Origin of the sequence: Hanstruepera ponticola, assembly GCF_002940745.1 — a bacterium.
Lineage (GTDB): Bacteria > Bacteroidota > Bacteroidia > Flavobacteriales > Flavobacteriaceae > Hanstruepera > Hanstruepera ponticola.
The window spans coordinates 406014-424775 of the sequence record NZ_POTB01000001.1 but is presented as its reverse complement, the minus strand read 5'-3'; the positions used below and the strand labels follow the sequence as shown (position 1 = coordinate 424775).

Below are 18762 nucleotides of genomic sequence, written 5' to 3'. Positions count from 1 at the left end.
AGCTCAAATTATCATAAAGGTATGACAAAGAACAAATACGGGTTAAACACGGTTTGCACACATGTAGGAGAAGTTAAGGACACCCAGTTTAAAGGCGCTGTATCACCTATATACATGGCTACTTCTTATGAATTTAATGATGTTGATGTCAAACGCTACCCACGATATTTTAACACCCCAAACCAAGAATTTTTAGCAAAAAAATTAGCAGCACTTGAACATACCGAATCAGCTTTGATTTTTGGTTCTGGTATGGCAGCCATTAGTGCTATGTTTTTAACCTTCTTGAAAGCTGGTGATCATTTGGTTGTTCAAAACACGCTATATGGTGGAGCCAGTAATTTTATACGTGAAGAATTTCCCAAGTTTGGCATTGAATATACTTTTACTGATGGTTATAGCATTTCGGATTTTGAAGCAGCTATTCAGCCTAATACAAAGCTTATTCATATAGAAACTCCATCAAACCCTTTACTGACTATTACTGATATTGAAGGTGTGGTTAGATTAGCACAGGGTAACGGAATACTTACCACCATTGATAACACGTTTGCAAGTCCGGTAAATCAAAATCCTATAGATTTAGGTATTGATATTGTTATGCATTCAGCAACCAAATATTTAGGAGGGCATAGTGATATACTAGCTGGAGCCTTAATGGGTTCGGAAAAGCATATGGCCGAAATCTGGCACGTTGCAAAAAATTTTGGTGGAAACTTAAGCGATATGACAGTTTGGATGTTAGAGCGAAGCATCAAAACACTTGGCTTACGTGTAAAAGCGCAAAATAAAAATGCTAAACGGTTAGCCAAATTTTTGATGAAGCATCCTGATGTGAAAAAGGTTAATTATCCTGGTTTGAAGTCGCATCCAGATTACGAATTGGCAAAAAAGCAAATGAAAGGATTTGGAGGGATGCTCTCTTTTGAATTACAAGATGGATTAGACGCCAAGTTGTTTCAGAAAGAATTAAAATTAATAAAATCGTCCATGAGCCTTGCTGGTGTTGAAAGCACGGTGTTATCACCTCACCTTACATCACATGCTTTGTTGTCTCAAGTGGAGCGTGATAAAGTTGGTATTAGCGACCAATTAATTCGCTTTTCAGTTGGAATTGAATCTAAAAAGGATTTGATAACAGATATAGAACAAGCCATACAAAAAACAAAAGAACGGATACAAGTTCAATTATAAATAAAAAACATGAAATTAGACATATTAGCTTTTGGAGCACATCCAGATGATGTTGAGTTAGGTTGTGGTGCTACAATAGCCAAAGAAGTTGCCAATGGTAAAAAAGTTGGAATAGTTGATTTAACCCGTGGTGAATTGGGAACACGAGGCACAGCAGAAACTAGAGATAGAGAATCAGAAAAAGCAGCTGACATTTTAGGTGTTGCTGTTAGAGATAATATGGAGTTCGCTGATGGGTTTTTTGTAAATGACAAGACACATCAAATTGAACTGATAAAGATAATACGTAAATATCGACCTGAAATTGTATTGTGTAATGCTATTGACGATAGACATATTGACCATGGAAAAGGTAGTAAACTGGTTAGTGATGCCTGTTTTTTAAGTGGGCTTTTAAAGATAGATACTAAATGTGATGATTATGATGGTTATCAAGAGCCGTGGCGACCAAAAGCTGTTTATCATTATATTCAATGGAAAAATTTAGAACCACAAATTGTAGTTGATGTTACTGGTTTTATTCAGACTAAAGTTGATGCTGTATTGGCTTATAAAACACAATTCTATGATGCGAATAGTAAAGAACCCGAAACACCTATTTCAAGTAAGAACTTTACAGATAGTATAGAATATAGAGCCAGAGATTTAGGACGTTTAATAAATACGGAACACGGTGAAGGTTTTACTGTTGAGCGGTATCCTGCTGTGAATAGTTTCTTTGATTTGAAATAATATTTTAAAAACGCTTTGTAAAAAAAAGGAAATAAATTACATTTGCAGTCCTATTTAAAATGGTGGTTGTAGCTCAGTTGGTTAGAGCGCCTGATTGTGGTTCAGGAGGTCGTCGGTTCGAGACCGATCTTCCACCCAAAACAAAAGCCTTTCAGATTTCTGAAAGGCTTCTTTTGTTTATAAAGTATTGATTGTTATTCAGTAGCTTTATCAACTACAATTCTATTAGCTCTGTTTGCTAATTCCCAAGCTGTATAGAAAATTAAGCGTGTTCTATTTTCTAATAAATCATAACGAATTTTATCAGGCGTGTCACTTGGCTTGTGATAATCAGCATGTGTTCCGTTGAAATAAAATATTACAGGAATATTATTTTTAGCAAAATTATAATGATCCGAACGGTAATAAAAGCGATTAGGATCATTGTCATCATTGTAAGTATAATCAAAATTCATATTGATATACTTGTTATTGATTTCTTCAGAAATATTGTGCAGTTCAGTACTCAACTTATCACTTCCTATTAAATATAAGTAATTATCATCACCAGCTTCTTCGTGTTTAGGATCAACACGGCCAATCATATCAATATTTAAATCGGCAACAGTATTTTCTAACGGAATAATAGGATCCATATCGGTATAATATCTAGAACCTAATAAACCTTTTTCCTCACCTGTAACATGTAAAAAAAGTATTGAGCGTTTTGGTCCGTGACCCTTTTCAGCAGCTGTTTTGAAAGCTTCTGCAATTTCAATAATGGCAATGGTTCCAGAGCCATCATCATCAGCCCCATTGTAAACCTCACCATCTTTTACGCCTTCATGATCCAAGTGTGCAGAAATTACAATAACTTCATTTGGCTTTTCGGTTCCTTTGATAAATGCCGCTACGTTTTCTGAATTAAACTCATTTGAAGCATTTAAATATTGAAGACTTAAAGATTTTGAAATGGTTTGAGATTCAGAAGCCGTTTCAATATCCTCTAAAATAGCTTTGGCTAAATCTGTATTTATTAATAAGTAATACATGTCTTCAGCATTTCCTTTAAGTGACATACGTCCACTTGATCTGCCAAATCTACTTGCTGCCATAGAATAAACGTCAGGATGGTAAAACAAAACAGCAGTAGCCCCAAGTTCTTTAGCCACATCACGTTTTGAAGCGAATTCCTGTCTGAAATTTGACCATTTTGAGGATTCAGTTGTGCCACTAATCACATAATTACCATCATCATTTTTAGGTTCGCCAGATTTAATCAATACCACTTTTCCTTTAACATTTAAATCTTTATAATCAGAATAAGCAGCATCTTGAATACCGTAACCAGCAAAAATAATTTCATTTGTTTCTAGACCACCATCTTTGGCAGTTGAAACTGATACATAATCATCAATACTGGTAAACTTAACATCATTTACTGTTAAGTCAACTTTTGGAGCTTCCATGACTTCCAAAGGGACATTTTGAAAATAATCACCATCAGATTTTGCAGCTGGAATGCCCATATCAATGTAGTGTTGCTTTAGGTAATTGACAGCTTTTTTCTGACCAGGTTGACCAGTTTCTCTACCTTCAAACTCATCAGATGCATATATATATAACATTTCTTTTAATTCATCAGAAGTGATGGTATTGGCATAATCAGTAGGATTGGCAGGTGCTTTGGTTTTAGTCGAAGCAGTTTCTTTGGAAGAACCACAGCTAAAAATGATGAAAGCAAGGCTTAATAATAAAAACGGTTTTCTCATAAAATTATCGTTGTGTTAGATATGTAAATTGTGATGCGATATTACAAAAAAGTGCAGTAATTAAGCCGATAGGAATCAGCTTTTTAACAAACTTTAACACGTGTTGAAGTGTAATACTTATAAATTTATATTGTGCACTAAAGTTGTTTCTTGATTTGCTAAATGCCAGGCCGTTGCAAAAATAAGCCGAGTTCTTTTTTCTAATAATTCATATTCAATTTTATCAGGCGTATCACTAGCTTGATGATAGTCACCATGCTCACCATTAAAATAGAAAATGACTGGAATGTTTTGTTTAGCAAAATTATAATGATCAGAACGGTAATAATACCTGTTTCTATCGTTCTCATCATTATAGGTATAATCTAAATCGATATTGAAATAGCGATTATTAATTTTTTCGGAAATGTAATGTAACTCCTTGCTTATTCTGTCAGAGCCAATTAAATAGAGGTAGTTGCCATTATCTTTATGCTTATTATCAATTCGCCCAATCATATCAATATTTAAATTGGCCATGGTTTTTTCTAATTCAAAAATGGGGTTTTCTGTATAGTATTGTGAACCTTGTAAACCAATTTCTTCAGCAGTAAGATGTAAAAATAACACACTGCGTTTAGGTCTATGACCATTTTCACTTGCTATTTTAAATGCTTGCGCCATTTCCATTATGGCTGTAGTCCCTGAACCATCATCATCAGCTCCGTTATAAATTTTTCCGTCCTCAACACCTAAATGATCCAAGTGCGCAGAAATTATAATAACTTCATCCGGTTTTTCGGAACCTTTGATAAATGCTAAAACATTTTCGGAACTACCAGTACCTTCAGGAAGATAGGAGGCAGGTATGTTTTGAAAATAAATGGTGTCATTAATTGGAGAGTGAATCCCTTGTTCTTTATAATAAGATTTTAAAAATTCAGCAGCTTTTTTTTGACCTTCTTTTCCAGTTTCTCGTCCTTCAAAGTCATCAGCGGAAAAAGCATAAAGTTGCGACTTTAATGCAGAAGCTGTTATGGTATTGGCGTAAGTCATAACTGTCGTACTATCACTTAATTGTATACCTTCTTTCAGGTTTTCAATTTTGGTACTGTATCGTGTGGTGGCACAGGAGCCTACTAGCGTAAGCGCAGAAACAATTAATAAAGACTTCATTGATTAATAGCTAATTATCAGTCAAATAAAACAAAAAATTGCTAAATAACCATGTTAAAAAGTATTAAATAATACTATTCTAAATCGATGTCGTCCAAATCCAAATCATTCAGCTCTTCAATAGCATCTTCTTCCGATTGGATTTCTTTTTGTTCAAGTTCTTCCGTATCTCCAACTTCTGAAGTACTATAAATACTTTTATAAGTGGCTAATCCTAAAGCCAGAATAGTTAAAAGAAAAGCAAGCTTTATAGTGTGTTTAGGTTTTTCTTGTTTGTTAGATAAATACATGGCAACGAGTCCAAAAATAAGCGAAGCGATTGCAGGTATAAAGGCAAGGTTTGATACAGGTAATACTGAAAGTATAACCGCTAGAATAGCAGCGATTAAAGCCAATATGACGCATAATTTTCTCATGATTTTTAATTTTTTAGTCCAGAAGCTGATTTTATTTTCAGTTCACCGTTGCCCACAGGTATTTTAAATTTGGCATATACTGGGATTTTGTTAGCATCAGCTGTTAACCAAATTAAATTATTATTACTGCCACTTAAAACATTGCTATTACTTATGGTAACAGCCAATTTATGACATGATTTACTGCCAATTTTAGTATTTATCGTTTCGGTACCTTTATATATTACTGATATTTTTAACTCCTTGTTGTCAAATAAAACAGTAAAGTTATAGATCTTATTTGGTGTTGCCTTTGATAAATCTAAATTCCTTATTTTATAAATTGTAGTAACTATATCAATTGTTGATGTTCCAATAGACAGTGTTTTGTTTTCCTCATAAAAACCACCAGTTTTAGCTTTTTTGCGCTTGGTACTTTCTACGGTGTTGGATTTATGTTTAAACTTATATTGCATGAATTTATAATAGCCACCTTCATTAATATCCCTTTTGTGTAGGTAAGGTGTCAATGAATTCATATTAACGTAGCTTTCATATAAATCACGTATTTTAAAAAAATTATCCCACTTACTGTAGGTTGTTGCCGTACATTTAAGTTTTAATAGTGTGGCGTTAGATGTTTTTACAGTGTTTGTTTCCATAGTTACTTCAGCTAAATCTGTCATCAAGCCAGACATATTATAAGCAGCTGTAAATGTCAATTTTTCGTTAGACGAAACAGCATTGTTTTGACAATAGCCTAAAACAGAAAAAACTAAAAAGGTAGTTAGTAAGAAGTATCGCGCCATAAACATGAATTTAATAGATAACGTGTATTTTACATTTATCGTGCCGAAAATACAAAAGGTTTCTATAATAATTCTAATAAAAATTTAATGTCTTAAAGCGGCATGATATTTATCATTTTATATTTAGAATAATAATGCTAATTTTAGATTACTTATTCATTAAATATGAAAAACATACTTATCACCACAGATTTTTCTCATAATGCTTCACATGCTGCTGAATATATTATGAATTTATTTCAGTATGAAGCTTGTACTTTTTACATATTACATGTTGTAAAAGCCTCAAGTTTTATTTCAGATGATTTGATGAATATGAAGCCTTCTAGCTCTTTATACTCTCAATTAATAGAATCTGAAAAAATCAAACTGGAAAAGGAGGTTAAGCGTTTGGGTAATAGTTTTAACAATATTCTACATGAACTAGTACCAATAATTGATTATGATAATTTTCTTGAAGCCATTAACCAATGCGTTGAAAAAAATGATGTAGAGCTAATTGTCATGGGAACTAAAGGCGCGACTAACAGTTTAAAGAAGATTATTGGAAGTAATACGTTGCACGTAATTAGAAATTCAAAAACACCAGTTTTGGCTATACCAAGTAATTATGTATTTAAGCCTGTGCATAAAATTTTATTTACCACAACTTATCAAAATGAATATGACAAATCTGAATTAAAGATTTTAATTGATTTAGCGGAGCATTACAATTTTCAGCTTGACATATTGCATATGAGTGAAAATAACGCTTTAACAGATAAATCAAGTAAAGTTAAAACTCATTTGGCTAAAGCATTTGCTAATATTTCTCATGTCTTTGTAGAAGAAAAACATGCTGATTTTTTATATACTATTCAAAATTACATTAAGACACATAATATTGATATGTTTACTATGATTAATAGAAATGTGGATTTTTTCGATAGACTTTTTACTTCACAGAAAATTGAAAAAGTGGCTTATAATATTGGGGTACCCTTTCTAGCTTTACAAAGTTTGGATTGATGTTGTGTGAATACATAAAAAAAACCCTCCAAATAGGAGGGTTTTTTATGTTTAATCACTAAAACTAGTTAAGCACATTAGTATCTCACAAGTCTCACGGACTTTTGGATACCACTTTGGGTCACTTTGACAATATAGACACCACCATCGAGTTTATCCCCGAATACGTGTGTGCCATCAAATTTAAAGTCACCTTTATGTACCAGTCTATTATTCATATCGAAGACTTCAACAATAACATTTTCTGTACTGATAGCCGTTTTCAATCTTAAGTTAAAGTTTGAGTTAGAAGGATTTGGCCAAGCCGCAACCTCCATATCAATACCCATTCTTAAGTCATTATTATCGCTCACGTCTGTACCACCAGAAACAGGTTGGTCAACAGGACACGGATCACATAAATCATCGGCATTCCAGATAACGTTTTTGTTACCATGCACGCGGTTAGCAATAAAGAGTCCAGTCATATAAGTTGGCGCACCATTCTGGTTGCCTTTTACCAGTAACTCATGATAATAAGCATGAATACTAACGCGTACATTAGACCCTTTTTCAATCTGTACATCCTCATTGACATAGAAGACCACCTTGTTCGGGTCATCGTCATTAATAGTACCATTTTGAGCCAACATAAACTTCTCGTTTATAAAGACATTGGCACAGTTTTCAAATTCAATCGAAGCGCCATCAAAGGTTTTTAATTCATTAATATAAACATTAGACTGACTGAATATCACCGTTGCGTTTTGTTTAACAGTAATTACATCATAGACACTACCGTTAAGAGTCTGTGTCTGGTTGTTATTTACTGTAACATCTGGACTACCATTATTTGAATACGTGTTAAAGACAAACGGAGGAATCGTTGGGTTAGCCGGAGCAAACACTTGACTACCAATAGTACTACCTTGATTCAGGTTAAAGCTCACGGCCTGACCAAAATCAACCACAGTAGTTGCTTGGTGTAACTTGATATTACCAATATTTGGATCCATAGCACCCACACCACCTGATTGTACCAGGTTGTTACCATGCAGGAATACGTCCTCTTCAGCTAGTATGGTGTATGCGGCAGTAAGTGAACCAGCATCAAATCCAGTTACTTCAAACTCGGCATAAGCTGTACAGTTAGTAGCCGATGTGACCAGCACACCATAAATACCATTGCCAGCCACTTCGATAGAAGCCGTTTCTTCACCGGAGTTCCATAAGTATTCTACAGCCTCATCACTGTTGGCCGTTAATACAACTACAGCACCTTGGCAAAACTCTGGAAGCTCACTTTGTGAAATAGTGACTTCTGGGAAGCTACCATCAACGGTAACGACAGCTGTACACGTTGCACTATTACCATAATCATCAGTTACGGTAAGCGTTACGGTATTGTCACCCTCTTCAGCACAAGTAAATGAGCTCGGAGACACACTGTACGTTAAGTCATTATCACAGTTATCGGTACTACCATCTGCAATGGCATCAATGTCCGATTGAGATAGGGTATATGTACCATCAGGATCTAAATAGATTGTAATATCATTACAAACCGCAATTGGGTTCACCATATCCTCAACAGTTACAACAGCTGTATTACTAGCCGAATTACCATGAATATCTATAACTGTTAATGTTACGGTATTATCACCAATATTAGAACAGTCAAAACTGCTAGGTGATACCGAATAAGAATCAATACCACAAGCATCTGTAGATCCACCATCCACTTCAAGTGCTTCAATAGTCGCATTACCTTGGTCATCTAGTTGAATGGTAATATCCTGTGTGACAACATCAGGAGCCACATTGTCTTCTACAGTCACTGTAGCACTACAAGTAGCTGTATTACCATTAACATCTGTTACGGTCAATACCACAGGGTTAGGACCAATGTTTGAGCAATTAAATTCAGAGACATCCAATTCAAGAGTAGCAATACCACAAACGTCGGTAGAACCATTGTCCACCTGTGAAGGTGCTACACTAACAGTGCCATCTACACCCAGTTGCACAGTGATATCTTGACAAGCAGGAACTGGAGGAACCAAATCAACAACGGTTACATTACCCTCACAAGTAGAGACGTTACCGCTAGTATCAGTTACTGTAAGGATCACGTTATTGGCAAGATCTGTAATCTCTATATCGTGCACACCCAAGTTACCATAAGTACCTTGAGAGAACTGTGTCCATTCAGAAGCCAAGTTGGCAACAAAGGCATTAATATTACCTTGAAGCACATCCACATTTCTAACTAGTGTTGTACCAGCAGTGGTTACACCACCAGAAGACCATCCTGTACCAGGATTGTCACCAATGACACCAACCACATCAACAGCATTACCATCTTTAACAAGCGCTACAGCATCGTTACCATCAAAGGCAAAACCAGCAATTTGGTCGGCCTGTCCAGCACCATCGTTGCTTCCAAAGCAAAGGACATACACATCACGATCAGCAATGGTTCCCAAAATAGGAATCTCGTAAAGAGCGGTTGTACCGCCATCAGCATAAACCTTAAGGGTATAGTTGTCGCCTAATAAATCCACCGTATTACCTGTACCGTTAAATATCTCAATACAATCATTATCACCAGCACCATCAACATATTCAGAGATGATTAAACCATCAAGGTCACCACCAATATCTGAACAATCAAATTGTGTTTGTGATAGCGAAATACTAGCAATCTCACAGTTGTCGTACGAATCACCATCAATATCGTCTTCCGTAATACTACCATTACCAAATTCGTCTAATTGTACTTGTAAGCTTAAACAATTAACAACAGGTGCTTCGTTGTCTTCAACAGTTACTTCTGTAGTACAGGATACAGTCTGACCATTACCGTCATCAGCAGTCCATGTGACTACAGTGGTTCCTTGAGGGAATATAGCTCCAACAAGCGAATCACTGTTATTATAATCGTTGGTTATACTACCAGATGAGCAATTGTCAGTAAACGTTGCATCCAATTCAGTACCAACAACTGTATAATCACATACGCCAAGGTCTGTATCTAAAGTTGTATTTGGTACACAAGTAATCTCCGGTGCAATGTTGTCTTCAACACGTACAATGGCTACACAAGTATCAGAATTCCCATAAGCGTCTGTAACTGTTAAGGTTACTTCAACACCTCTAGCATCAACCGTATGACTACCTAAATCATCAGCATTATTTTGTGCAAATTCAGTCCATTCTGTTCCAAGAGAAGGGAACCCTGGAGTATTATTTATATTTCCTTTAGTGATATTGATGTTTCTTCTCAAGGTTCTGTCTTGAGTTTCATTACCCGCAACATTCCATTCAGCACCTGGGTCTTCACCAACACTTCCAAATATGTCAATAACATTTCCGCTATTTACTAATTCATAAGCATCATCACCATTATGACTTAAACTGCCCGAAGTTTGATCAGCTTCAGCTAAAAATGCACCATCGGCACTGGAGTTACAGATTACGTGAACATCACCATCTGCTATGGTTCCAGACAAACTAATATTAAATCCACTAGTGGTACCATTTGAGTATCTAACTAATGTATAGTTACCTAAATTTACTGAACTTCCAGTTCCGTTAAAAATTTCAATACACTTATTATTACCACTTCCTTCAATATATTCAGAGATGAATAAATCATTAATAGGTACTATAGCATTCAAATCATCACAATCAAATGAATTTTGATTGATTGCTAAAGACACATTGCTACAGACGTCATAAGATCCACCATCTAAATCAGCCGCTACTATAGATGCTGAACCATTTGAATCCAATTCAACAGTAAAATCTTGGCAGATTACAACGGGAGCTGTAGTGTCAACAACAGTAACCGTTGTTGTACAAGTGTTTTCATTGCCGTTATTATCTATAACCGTTAAAGTAACGGTATTTGAACCAATTTCAGCACAAGTAAAACTTTCAGGAGAAACACTCAAGCTAGCAATTCCGCAGGCATCATCACTTCCTAATCCAATAGCCTCAATATCTGATTCAGTTAAAGTGTAATCACCACTATCATCTAATGAAACGGTTATTGGATTACAAACTACTGTAGGGGCTGTATTGTCCTCAACAGTAATAGTTGCTGTGCATGTTGCCGTGTTACCATTGATATCTGTAGCGGTTAATATAACCGTATTGGATGCACCACCTCCAGAGGAAACATTTTGATTTGCATTTAGCATACCAGGGCTTTCAGCTGATGGTCCAGACCATGTAAAGTCTGATGAGTTTGAACCGCTACCAATAAGTTGTAAAGATTCTCCTATAGCGCCAGGCTCCGTAACACCAATGTCAGTTGAAGTTGTTCCTGAAGCAGGTCCATCTGCTGCAGTAATAGTACCTTCATAACTCAAGAATTCAATTACACCACTGTTATTATCAACTAGAGCTAATCCGTCTGGTGACCCATTTTGTAAACCATTAGCTGGTAATTGAATGTCAATAGCACCAAAACCAGTGCCTTCATTGTCAATGAATCCTGAAAGATTAATGGTATTGTAAACTGAACTATTTGCACCGTTGTATAAAACAATGGAGTATCCAGTTAAATCAAAATTAGCAGTACCTGCAATTTCTACAAATTCACCAGTATCTGTTCCCGAATTGTCATAATGAAGTTCGTTAATCCAAACACTAGGTATTACGACACCAGTAGTGGATACATCGCTACAATCAAATGTATCATTATCAACACTAAAAGTCACATCACCACAAGCATCTTCACTACCTAAACCAATAGCATTAATATCTTCCTGCGTTAGGGTATAGTTACCTGAAGCATCTAGTTCAACAGTGATATCATTGCAGACTACAGTAGGCGCTACATTGTCTTCCACAGTAACAATCGCATCACAAGTAGCTGTATTACCATTGTTATCTGTTACAGTAAGGGTTACTGTGTTAGTTCCTAAATGTGAACAATCAAAATCAGTTTGACTAGCAGAAAGGCTAGCAATGCCACAGGCATCGATAGACCCACCATCAATATCTTCAGCAGTTAGAACACCTACGCCATTACCATCAAGTTGTACAGTAAAGGATTGACAAACCGCATTAGGTGCAATATTATCTTCAACAGTTATAGTTGCTGTACACGTAGCAGAGTTTCCATTTACATCAGTAACAGTAAGAGTCACAATAGGTGATGAGCCGCCACCAACTGAATGGCTTCCAAAGCCATCAATAGTGTCTATGTCAAAACCATCCCATTCAATCGAAGGGTCAAATACATCTGTTCCATTGGTATCTCCATCGGTTACAGAAGCTTTTCTGCGGATGGTATTGTTTTGCGTTGAAACTACACCAGAACCCCATTCTGAACCTGGGTCATTACCTATTTGACCAATAACATCTATAATATTATTATTATTTCTTAATTCTATAGCATCATCTCCATTAAAGAAATTTCCAGGAGCATTATAATCTCCAGAAATAATAGTTGCACTATCATCACAAACTACAAATACATCACCGTCATTCAAGTTTCCAGAAAGATTTAATGTGTTACTAGGAACGGTGCCTCCGTTAAAATAAAATCTTAAGTTATAGTTTGAGAGGTCAACAGTATTTCCAGTTCCATTAAATAATTCAATACATTTATTATTTGAACTACCTTCCATATATTCAGAGATGAATAAGTCGTTTGAAGGATTAGCAGATGTGGCAACATCAGCACATGTAAAGTTTGTGTTGTCAACACTAAATGTTACATTACCACAAGCATCATCACTACCTAAACCAATTTCATTGATATCATTTTGAGTTAGTGTATAATTACCTGAAGCATCTAATTCAACAGTGATATCATTGCAGACTACAGTAGGCGCTACATTGTCTTCCACAGTAACAATCGCATCACAAGTTGCAGTATTACCATTGTTATCTGTTACAGTAAGCGTTACTGTATTAGTACCTATATGCGAACAATCAAAATCAGTTTGACTAGCAGAAAGGCTAGCAATGCCACAGGCGTCGTTAGACCCACCATCAATATCTTCGGCAGTTAGAACGCCTACGCCATTACCATCAAGTTGTACAGTAAAGGCTTGACAAACCGCATTAGGTGCAATATTATCTTCAACAGTTATAGTTGCTGTACACGTAGCAGAGTTTCCATTCTCATCAGTTACAGTCAACGTAATTTGTGAGCCTCCACCTGATGATAAAGACTGTCCAGTATTTAAAGTTCCAGGACTAGCAGTTGTTGGCCCAACCCAAGGAGCAGTACCATCACCAGTCTGCTGCAAGCTTTGCCCAATAGGTGTGTCTCCTGGTTCTTCGCCAATATTTGTAGAGGTTGCTCCAGAAGCTGCACCATCACTAGCTATTACAATGCCTTCATAAGAAATAAAATCGACCACATTGCCTGAAGTCACTAAAGCTCTACCTTCTGAAGGACCGTTTTCAAAGAACTGACTATTCAAATCAGAAAGGTAGAAAGCAATGGCTCCAAAACCAGAGCCTTCATCAGGAATAATTCCAGAGAGTTGTACGGTGCTATCTAGAGCGTTATCAGAATCATAGGCTAAAAGGTCATATGCTGATAAATCTATTCCAGCAGTTCCAGCAATTTCAATAAACTCGCCGACGTCACCACCATCATTATCATAGTGTATTTCATTAATCCAAACACTAGTTGTAGAACTACTATTACTGGATACATCATCACAATCAAATGTATCATTATCAACACTAAATGTTATATCCCCACAAGCATCATCACTACCAAAACCAATTTCATTGATATCATTTTGAGTTAGTGTATAATTACCTGAAGCATCTAGTTCAACAGTGATATCATTGCAGACTACAGTAGGCGCCACATTGTCTTCCACAGTAACAGTTGCATCGCAAGTTGCAGTATTACCATTGTTATCTGTTACAGTAAGGGTTACTGTATTAGTCCCTATATGCGAACAATCAAAATCAGTTTGACTAGCAGAAAGGCTAGCAATGCCACAGGCATCGTTAGACCCGCCATCAATATCTTCGGCAGTTAGAATACCTACGCCGTTAGCATCAAGTTGTACAGTAAAGGCTTGACAAATAGCATTAGGCGCAATATTATCTTCAACAGTAATAGTTGCTGTACAAGTAGCAGAATTTCCATTTGCATCAGTTACTGTTAATGTCACAGTAGGAGATGCACCACCACCAGAAACGGTATGGCTTCCTAAATCATCAGAATAATCTTGAGTAAATTCAGTCCATTCTGTAGCCAGAGATGGAAAATCGGTGGCATCATCAGTATTACCTTGAGTAACACTAGCGTTTCTTATTAAAGTATTATTAGCTGTGGTATTACCACCCTGATTCCATTCAGAACCTGGATCTTGACCAATTTTACCAAAGACGTCAATAGGAGTGCCATCTTTTAATAGAACAACCGCATCATCTCCGTTAAAATTAATATTACTGTTAGTTTCATCAGACTCACTTAAGAAAGCAGAAGTAGAACTTGGGTTACATATAACATATACATCACCATCAGCAACAGTTCCGGATAACGGAATAGACGTTCCAGAAGTTGCGCCATTAGAATAACGTTCCAGAGTATAACCACTAGCTAAAAGATCAATAGCAGCACCAGTACCATTATAAATTTCAATACATTTATTGTTACTACTACCTTCAATATATTCAGAGATAAACAAATCAGCAAGAGTAGTTGGTCCACTAGCCACATCGCTACAATCAAATGTATCATTATCTACACTAAAGGTTACATCACCACAAGCATCATCACTACCAAAACCAATTTCATTAATATCATTTTGAGTTAGTGTATAATTACCTGAAGCATCTAGTTCAACAGTGATATCATTGCAAACAGCTGTTGGCGATTCATTATCTTCTACAGTAACCTCAAACGTACATGATGAACTTCCAATAGCATTGGTTGCAGTAGCAGTTACTATTGTAGTTCCTAACGGGAATACTGTTCCAGGATCATGAGAGTAGGTAATAGTTGAAGCAGGTATACCTGCATTGTCTGTAGCACTAAAGGTTACTACTGCTGAACACATATTTGCATCTGTATTTTGAGTAATATCTCCTGGACAAACTATTGCTGGTGCTACACCAACAACTTCAATATCAAAAACGCATGTAGCAGTATTGTTGTAATCATCAGTAAACGTATAAGTTACTGTTGTAATACCTATTGGGAATGTAGAACCACTTGATAAACCAGCCGTAGGGCTAGATGCTATGCTCAAAGTAGTTGCAGTACATGCATCAATAGCAGAAGGTTCTACCCAAGATACTATTGCACCAGACGCACTTGTAGCCGCTTCACTTAAATTAGAAGGACATCCTGTAATAGTAGGTGGTACTAATTCTACAGCTGGACTGCTAAATATATTAGATACTTGACCACAAGTAGTTACTTCGATATTAGCTTCACATGCATTGTTTAAATCAGGAACTGTGACTTCAATTAGATTAAAACTTTCGTTATTAATTGGAGCATTAATTCCATTGATGGCTACACTATTTTGACCTGGGTTAAAGTTTGACCCATTTATAACTAACACAGCGTTAGGTTGAACTGGGCTAGTACCTATAGAATTAATGATTGGTGGAAATACAGAATAAGGAATTAAACCGGAAGTAACTCCACAAGCATTCTCTACAGTAATACTGCCACTACATAATCCACTAGGTGAAGTAACAGTAATGGAATTGAAAGACTCATTTTGAACATTCACTCCAGGAACGCCATCAAAATATACCGTATTTCCAGAACTACTAAAATTTGATCCATTTATTACAACAGATACACCACCTGGTGTAGGCAATGCATTAGGATTTATACTATTAATTACAGGAGGGTTAGTATTGTATGGAATTGAATTAGAGACTAAACCACAAGTAGTTGTTACTGTTATACCTCCGTTACATAAATTTGCAGGAGAAATTACAGTAATTGAGTTTGTGCTTTCACTTTGTATTGTAGCAGATACACCATTAAATAGTACTTGATTTCCAGAAGAGCTGAAATTTGAACCATTAATAGTGACTGCTTGACCACCTTCAGTATTTAAACTATTTGGAGTAATAATATTTATACTAGGAATACCAGATCTATGTACTTCAATAGTATAAGTTGTACTCTCTCCACAAGATGTTTCTACAGTAATAGGAATAGTATTCAATCCTACATTAAGAGTAATTACTCCATCACCAGTAATGGTAGTATCTGGATTGTTGGCAATTGCCAAAATTGTTGTACTACTAATATTGTTGCATACTTCAGCAGTATAGCTAAGGTCATTAGGGTTAAAAGCAGGTACTATGTTTAAATCGGTTCCTGATAAAGATGAAAGTGACGTGTCTCCACTTAACCTTTCAATTTCTAAAGTATAAGTTGAAGAACCACAATCTGTTTGCACTACTATATCTCTTGTATTAATACCTACATTCAATGCAAAATTTCCATCACCAGTTATAGTGGCGAAAGCATTATTGGCCACAGCTGAAATAGTAGTATTAGTTACAGCATTACAAACAGTGGCTGAATAAAAATTGGTATTAGGATCAAACGGAGGTGATAATGTAACATCAGTTGCTAATAATGAAGATAATGTTGTATCATCTATAAGACTAAAACTAGCGGAGTAATAATTACCACCATTATCGTCTACATGTGTTCCAGACCCACCAGTATAAGTATAGAAAGCGGTGTTATAAACATCTATGGTGTAATTTCCAGGTTGTAAACCATTTAAAACGTTTACAAATGGTGCTGCCTGCCATGTTTGGTTTTGGCAACCATTTAAACCACCAGCATCGTTACTAGTGAATACTTGATTTAAAGTTATAAATGCAGGTGCTGTTGTTCCAGTTTCGTAAACCCTATAAAAATAATCTCCTCCCGTAATGTCACCATTACCAAAAGGACATTTGTACACATGATTTTTAAATCTTTGAATTACAAGTTCGTCTCCACAATCAAAACTTCCAAAATCAAAACCATTAAAATCTGAATTTCCGGTATCGTCTAATAAATCATAAGATGTTGCTGTGTTACCTGAAACACTTATTATAAGATTACTACCAAAAATTCCAGAATTTTCGTCTGGTGTGTTAGAGTCACAATCGTCATCTATACCGTTAAAATATACTTCGGTTGCACCAGGATTTACAGCAGCATCGTTATCATCGCAATCTATATCAACATTAAAGCCATCACCATCATTATCAGTTCCAGGACTAGTACAGATTTCTAGATTATTAAAATAAGCATTACGCTCTGAATTAAATCCTGCATTAAAATTAAACATACGTAAAATTGAAATAACCTGTCCACCAGAAGGGTTTTTTAAGGATTTACTAAAATTATGTGTAGCACCATTAAATAATTCTGTTATGGTAATATCTACTGTATTATTGGAGGCCATAGTCATGTCGAACTGTAAACCTTCGTCTGTAAAACCAATTCCAGTTCCTTCTGCACCATTAAGGTTATCTATAGTGTAGCTAGGTTGACCGTTTGAATAATAAAACTCTAAAAGATTTTCACCAGAATTATTTCTTAAACTAAAACCAACCAGACCGCCGGATTCAATCCAACCGTTATCCATTTGAATACTAAAGGTGTCTCCAGTACTTAACGGACTATCAAAGGGTCGAATCATTTCTGCTATTTGTCCAGAATTAGCAAATAAGCCCCATGCCGTACCCGAGCTATTTATATCACCATCACCGTTGTTGTCACCATCACCATTATCAGTAGAAGATGCAGTGAAATTTCCAGAATTACCTGTTGTTGTAAAACTCCAATTACCAAAGCCATCATTAGGCTCATTATTAAAGGCTGTTGTTGCATCCGATGATTGGCAGTTGAGAAGTCCTAAAACTTCTGTTGTATAAAGGTCACCTTGATATATTCCATAATTATAATTCCACGAGTAAATCAAACCATCTGTTGGATTGTATTGAGCACTAGTTAAATAAGAACCAGAAGTACCAGAATAATTTATCCAAGGAATTGAGGCTGCTGTTCCAGAAGACGTGTTCGTGTCATAAATATAATTTATTGAATTGTTAATTGAGCTATAAGATTGAATACAATAGACTTTTCCATCAATAACAAAAGCATTTCCAATAGATTTTGGATGATTCGTATTCCAAGTGGTTGTAGCTGTTAATGTGCTAGTGTCTAATTTACTGACTACTAGATTACCGCTATTAGTACTAGTGGAATAAATTACCCATAATCCATTTTCATCAACAGAAAAATCTATGTCACTAAAGCCTCCCCATTGATATGGATATGAATTATGAAACCCAGCACCTGGTAAGGATACATCCAAAGTGACTGATTGTGTTGCAAGGTTATATTTTACAAGATTGTTGCTGTTGTTTTTATTATAATATAAGTATCCGTTATAAACAACATGACCTGTTCCATCAAAAGTAAATGGTAAGATGTAAGTTTCATTAATTGTATTGGTCAATAAATCAGACAAGGATGCATACTCATAAACGGTTGTTTGATTATTGAAACCAGGTATTACATAAATTAATCCCGTGCCACTATCTACAACCCAATTACCATGGTATCCGGGATAGTTCTTAACAAATGTTGGTGAAGAAAATGTGACTTGTGCAAAACTATTAATTGAAAATATAAAAGTGAAGGCAATAAAAAACAGAAAGTAAAAACGTTTCATTGTGTTTTGTGTTGGTTAATAACAATACCAAAACACAAGT

At 35.8% G+C, this 18762-nt stretch carries 8 protein-coding genes and 1 tRNA gene; 4 read left to right on the top strand and 5 right to left on the bottom strand.

The genetic code is table 11. The annotated features are described in order from the left end of the window. Positions 1-21: 21 nt before the first annotated feature. From C1S72_RS01870 to C1S72_RS01860, 3 genes are all read left to right on the top strand, one after another. The gene (locus tag C1S72_RS01870; protein ID WP_104733979.1) at positions 22-1194 is read left to right on the top strand and encodes a trans-sulfuration enzyme family protein; all 1173 of its coding nucleotides are present in this window, start codon (positions 22-24) and stop codon (positions 1192-1194) included. Between the two features lie 9 nt (positions 1195-1203). Continuing rightward, complete coding sequence (gene bshB1 / locus C1S72_RS01865; RefSeq protein WP_104733978.1) at positions 1204-1926, top strand: bacillithiol biosynthesis deacetylase BshB1; 723 nt, start codon at positions 1204-1206, stop codon at positions 1924-1926. Between the two features lie 61 nt (positions 1927-1987). Next, a tRNA-His gene (locus tag C1S72_RS01860) sits at positions 1988-2063 on the top strand. Positions 2064-2120: 57 nt separating this feature from the next. Here the strand turns inward: C1S72_RS01860 and C1S72_RS01855 are convergent. The 4 genes from C1S72_RS01855 to C1S72_RS01840 form a co-directional block, all read right to left on the bottom strand. Further along, positions 2121-3677 carry a M28 family peptidase gene (locus C1S72_RS01855; protein WP_104733977.1) on the bottom strand — a complete coding sequence of 519 codons (1557 nt, stop codon included), beginning with the start codon at positions 3675-3677 and terminating at the stop codon, positions 2121-2123. Positions 3678-3794: 117 nt separating this feature from the next. Next, complete coding sequence (locus C1S72_RS01850; protein WP_104733976.1) at positions 3795-4832, bottom strand: M28 family metallopeptidase; 1038 nt, start codon at positions 4830-4832, stop codon at positions 3795-3797. Between the two features lie 74 nt (positions 4833-4906). Further along, a complete protein-coding gene (locus C1S72_RS01845) occupies positions 4907-5248 on the bottom strand; it encodes an FUSC family protein (RefSeq protein ID WP_104733975.1) in 342 nt (113 codons plus the stop codon). 5 nt (positions 5249-5253) lie between these two features. After that, complete coding sequence (locus C1S72_RS01840; protein WP_104733974.1) at positions 5254-6036, bottom strand: DUF3108 domain-containing protein; 783 nt, start codon at positions 6034-6036, stop codon at positions 5254-5256. 165 nt (positions 6037-6201) lie between these two features. Here C1S72_RS01840 and C1S72_RS01835 point away from each other — a divergent pair, with 165 nt between their 5' ends. Next, positions 6202-7044: a universal stress protein gene (locus C1S72_RS01835; protein ID WP_104733973.1), complete on the top strand. Its 843-nt coding sequence runs from the start codon at positions 6202-6204 to the stop codon at positions 7042-7044. 77 nt (positions 7045-7121) lie between these two features. Here the strand turns inward: C1S72_RS01835 and C1S72_RS01830 are convergent, their stop codons facing one another. After that, positions 7122-18722, bottom strand: a complete 11601-nt coding sequence (locus C1S72_RS01830) for a lamin tail domain-containing protein (protein ID WP_104733972.1) — start codon at positions 18720-18722, stop codon at positions 7122-7124. Between the last annotated feature and the right edge of the window lie 40 nt (positions 18723-18762).

Coding starts and splice junctions, on each gene's coding strand:
- C1S72_RS01870 (WP_104733979.1), top strand. CDS start 22: ATGACAAAGAACAAATACGGGTTAAACACGGTTTGCACACATGTAGGA.
- bshB1 (WP_104733978.1), top strand. CDS start 1,204: ATGAAATTAGACATATTAGCTTTTGGAGCACATCCAGATGATGTTGAG.
- C1S72_RS01855 (WP_104733977.1), bottom strand. CDS start 3,677: ATGAGAAAACCGTTTTTATTATTAAGCCTTGCTTTCATCATTTTTAGC.
- C1S72_RS01850 (WP_104733976.1), bottom strand. CDS start 4,832: ATGAAGTCTTTATTAATTGTTTCTGCGCTTACGCTAGTAGGCTCCTGT.
- C1S72_RS01845 (WP_104733975.1), bottom strand. CDS start 5,248: ATGAGAAAATTATGCGTCATATTGGCTTTAATCGCTGCTATTCTAGCG.
- C1S72_RS01840 (WP_104733974.1), bottom strand. CDS start 6,036: ATGGCGCGATACTTCTTACTAACTACCTTTTTAGTTTTTTCTGTTTTA.
- C1S72_RS01835 (WP_104733973.1), top strand. CDS start 6,202: ATGAAAAACATACTTATCACCACAGATTTTTCTCATAATGCTTCACAT.
- C1S72_RS01830 (WP_104733972.1), bottom strand. CDS start 18,722: ATGAAACGTTTTTACTTTCTGTTTTTTATTGCCTTCACTTTTATATTT.